We start from the raw sequence: 3,292 nt of genomic DNA, 5'->3' as shown, positions 1-3,292 counted from the left end.
GCAGCAGGAGCGGGCGGCGCGCATCAGCCGTCACTTCGAGCGTGCGCGTGAGTGGGGTGCCGTCGATGACGCAGAGCGCCTGCACCGGGCGGAGACGCGGCACTCGCCGGTCCCGGGCGTCTTCCCGTCCGGGTGTGCGGCTACGCGAAGGACTCCGCCAGGGACTCGGGGAGTTCTCCGGTGTGCAGCACGCCGAGCCGCTGGGTGGCCCGGGTCAGGGCCACGTACAGGTCGCTGGTGCCGTACCTGCCGGGCTCGACCACCAGGACGGAGTCGAACTCCAGTCCCTTGGCCTGGCGCGGGTCGAGGAGGACGACCGTCTGGGTGAGGTCCGGTTCGGCGCCCGCCGTCACACCGTCCAGCCGGGCCGCGATGCCGCGGTGCAGGTCCCGGGGCGCGATCACGGCGAGCCGTCCCTCGGCGGGGATGAGCTCCTCGACCGCCTTGGCGACGGCGCCGGGCACGTCGTCGGTGGCGCGCGCCCAGGGGCGTACGCCCGTGGAGCGGACGGAGCTCGGCGGTTCGAACCCCGGGTGCTCGGCGCGCACCACGGCCGCCGCCACGTCCATGATCTCGGCCGGGGTGCGGTAGTTGACGCCCAGCCGGGTGTGCTCCCAGCGGTCCTCGACGAACGGGGCGAGGATGCCCGACCAGGAGCCGACGCCGGCCGCCTCCGCGGTCTGCGCGGGATCGCCGACCAGCGTCATCGAACGGGTCGGGCTGCGTCGCATCAGCAGCCGCCACGCCATCGGCGACAGCTCCTGCGCCTCGTCGACGATGATGTGCCCGAACGCCCAGGTGCGGTCGGCCGCCGCGCGCTCGGCGGCGCTGCGGTGGTCGTCCTCCTCCTGCCGCTCGGCGAACCGCTCGGCGTCGATGATGTCGTGCGCCGACAGCACCTCGCTGCTCTCCGGGTCGCTGTCCTCCTTGTCCTCGAACTCGTAGGTCCGGGACGCGTACGACACCTCCAGCACGCCCTGCGCGTAGGCGATCTGCTCCTCCCGCCGGCGGGCGGCGCGCTCCCGGGCCAGGCGGTCGTCGTCGCCGAGGAGTTCGGCGGCCTCGTCGAGCAGCGGCACGTCCGCGACCGTCCAGCGCCGGGTCACCGGGCGGCGTACGGCGTCGGCGTCCTCGGCGGACAGGAACTCCTCGGGCGCGGCGAGGAAGTCGGCGACGAGCCGCTGCGGGGTGAGCACCGGCCACAGCTGGTCGATGGCGGACCAGACTTCCGGGTTCTCGGCGATGTCGTCGCGGATCTGGGTGATGTCGCTGGGGTCGAGCAGGCTGGACCCGTCGAAGGGGTCGGTGCCGATGCGCTCGGCGTACAGGTCGGTGAGCGCGTTGAGGATGTGGCCCTCGAAGTGCTCGCGGGCCGCGTTGTGCGGCAGCTTGGCGGCGCGGGTGCGCTCGCGGGCGACGTTCACCAGACCGTCGTCGAGCATGAGGACCTCGCGGTCGTGCTCGATGGCGATCACCGGGTCGGGCAGCGCCTGCCGGCTGCGGACGACCTCGGCGAGGACGTCGGCCATGCCGGCGCGGCCCTTCACGGCGGCGGCCCCGGGGGTGTCGCTCGCGGTCGCCTTCACGCCGGGGAACAGCTCGCCGACGGTGGCGAGGAGCACGCCCGTCTCACCGAGGGAGGGCAGCACCTCGCCGATGTAGCCGAGGAAGGCCGGGTTGGGCCCGACGATCAGCACCGCGCGCTTGGCGAGCAGCTCACGGTGCTCGTACAGCAGGTATGCGGCGCGGTGCAGGGCGACGGCCGTCTTGCCGGTGCCGGGACCGCCCTCCACCACCATGACGCCGCGGTGCGGGGCGCGGATGATGCGGTCCTGGTCGGCCTGGATGGTCTGCACGATGTCGCTCATCCGGCCGGTCCGGGCGGAGCCCAGCGCGGCGAGCAGCACGGCGTCGCCGGTGGGGTCCTCGTGGCCGGTGCGGGTCTCGTCGCCGAGGTCGAGGATCTCGTCGTGCAGGTGGGTGACCCTGCGGCCGTCGGTCGCGATGTGCCGCCGGCGCCTGAGGCCCATCGGGGTGTGGCCGGTGGCCAGGTAGAAGGGCCGGGCGACGTCGGCGCGCCAGTCGATGAGGACGGGGGTGCGCTCGGCGTCGTCGGTGCGCAGTCCGATGCGGCCGATGTGGTGGGTGGTGCCGGAGGTGAGGTCGATGCGGCCGAAGCACAGGGAGCCGTCCACCGCGTTGAGCGCGGCGAGCAGCCCGGAGCGCTCGGCGACGAGGATGTCCCGTTCGAGTCTGGCCTGCATGGGGGTGTTGCCCTGCGCGAGCGCGTCCGTGACGGAGGTCTCGGCGTCGCCGCGCAGCGCGTCCACGCGCGCGTACAACCCGTCGATGAATTCCTGCTCCTGCCGCAATTCATCGTCCGGATATTCGGTGTTTGACAATTCCGCTCCCGCCCGGATATACTGTGCTCACTGAACTTCACTGTGACTTCTTGAGACTTGAAGTCACGAACAAACAAATATACGCAAGGAAATCCCCCGAGCGCAATTGCTCGGGGGATTTCCTGTGGTCCGGGCGGGTCGCCTAGAGCACGTCGGCCAGCTCCTCGAGCAGCCGCCGCTTGGCTCGCGCCCCCACCATCGACTTCACCGGCTCGCCGCCGCGGAACACCATGAACGTCGGCATCGACAGCACCTTGTAGGCATTGGTCGTCGCCGGGTTGGAGTCCACGTCGAGCTGCACCACCTTCAGCCGGTCGCCCTCCTCGGAGGCCAGGGATTTCAGCACCGGCCCCATCTGCCGGCACGGCGGGCACCAGTCGGCGGTGAACTCCACCAGCACCGGCAGGTCGGCGCCGATCACCTCGGCCTCGAAGTCCGCGTCCGTCACATCGATCACCACGTGTGCCCTCCCAGTTCGCACCGCGGCTCCGGACCCCCCGGAGCCTCCGCGTCGGCGGCCAGCTCGGCCCGCGCCAGCTGCCGGGCGACCGTCTCCCGTACGCCCGTCAGCTGGCCGATCAGGGAGTCGAGTTCGTCCAGCTTGCGCCGGTAGACCGCGAGCGACGCCGGGCAGGAGTCGCCCTCGGGGTGCCCCGCCCGCAGACACTCCACGAAGGGCCGCGTCTCCTCCAGGTCGAACCCGAAGTCCTGGAGCGTCCGGATCTGCCGGAGCAGCCGCAGATCACTCTCGTCGTAGGTCCGGTATCCGTTCCCCGCACGTCGCGCGGGCAGCAGCCCCCCCCCCCCCGTTATAACCCCCCCCCCCGGGGGGGGGCCCGCCCCCGGCGGCCCCGCGCCGCGAGGCGAGCCATCGGACGATTTAAGTGTGC

General features: G+C 72.2%; 2 protein-coding genes and 1 pseudogene. All 3 read right to left on the bottom strand.

Annotated elements, in window-relative coordinates:
• Positions 1 to 140: 140 nt before the first annotated feature.
• Entirely contained in the window at positions 141 to 2,372 is a 2,232-nt protein-coding gene (locus tag ABZ016_RS42865) for an ATP-dependent DNA helicase (RefSeq protein WP_356922227.1), read from the bottom strand.
• Positions 2,373 to 2,544: 172 nt separating this feature from the next.
• On the bottom strand, positions 2,545 to 2,859 hold the full coding sequence (locus tag ABZ016_RS42860) for a thioredoxin domain-containing protein (protein WP_356922226.1): 315 nt from the start codon (positions 2,857 to 2,859) through the stop codon (positions 2,545 to 2,547).
• Positions 2,856 to 3,200 (bottom strand): annotated as a pseudogene (locus ABZ016_RS42855) (MerR family DNA-binding protein); the annotation flags it as partial. The gene ABZ016_RS42860 and the pseudogene ABZ016_RS42855, both read right to left, overlap by 4 nt.
• Positions 3,201 to 3,292 lie beyond the last annotated feature (92 nt).

The sequence above is a fragment of the Streptomyces sp. NPDC006372 genome, assembly GCF_040612515.1.
Classification (GTDB): Bacteria; Actinomycetota; Actinomycetes; order Streptomycetales; family Streptomycetaceae; genus Streptomyces.
This window is presented reverse-complemented; position numbering and strand designations above follow the sequence as displayed.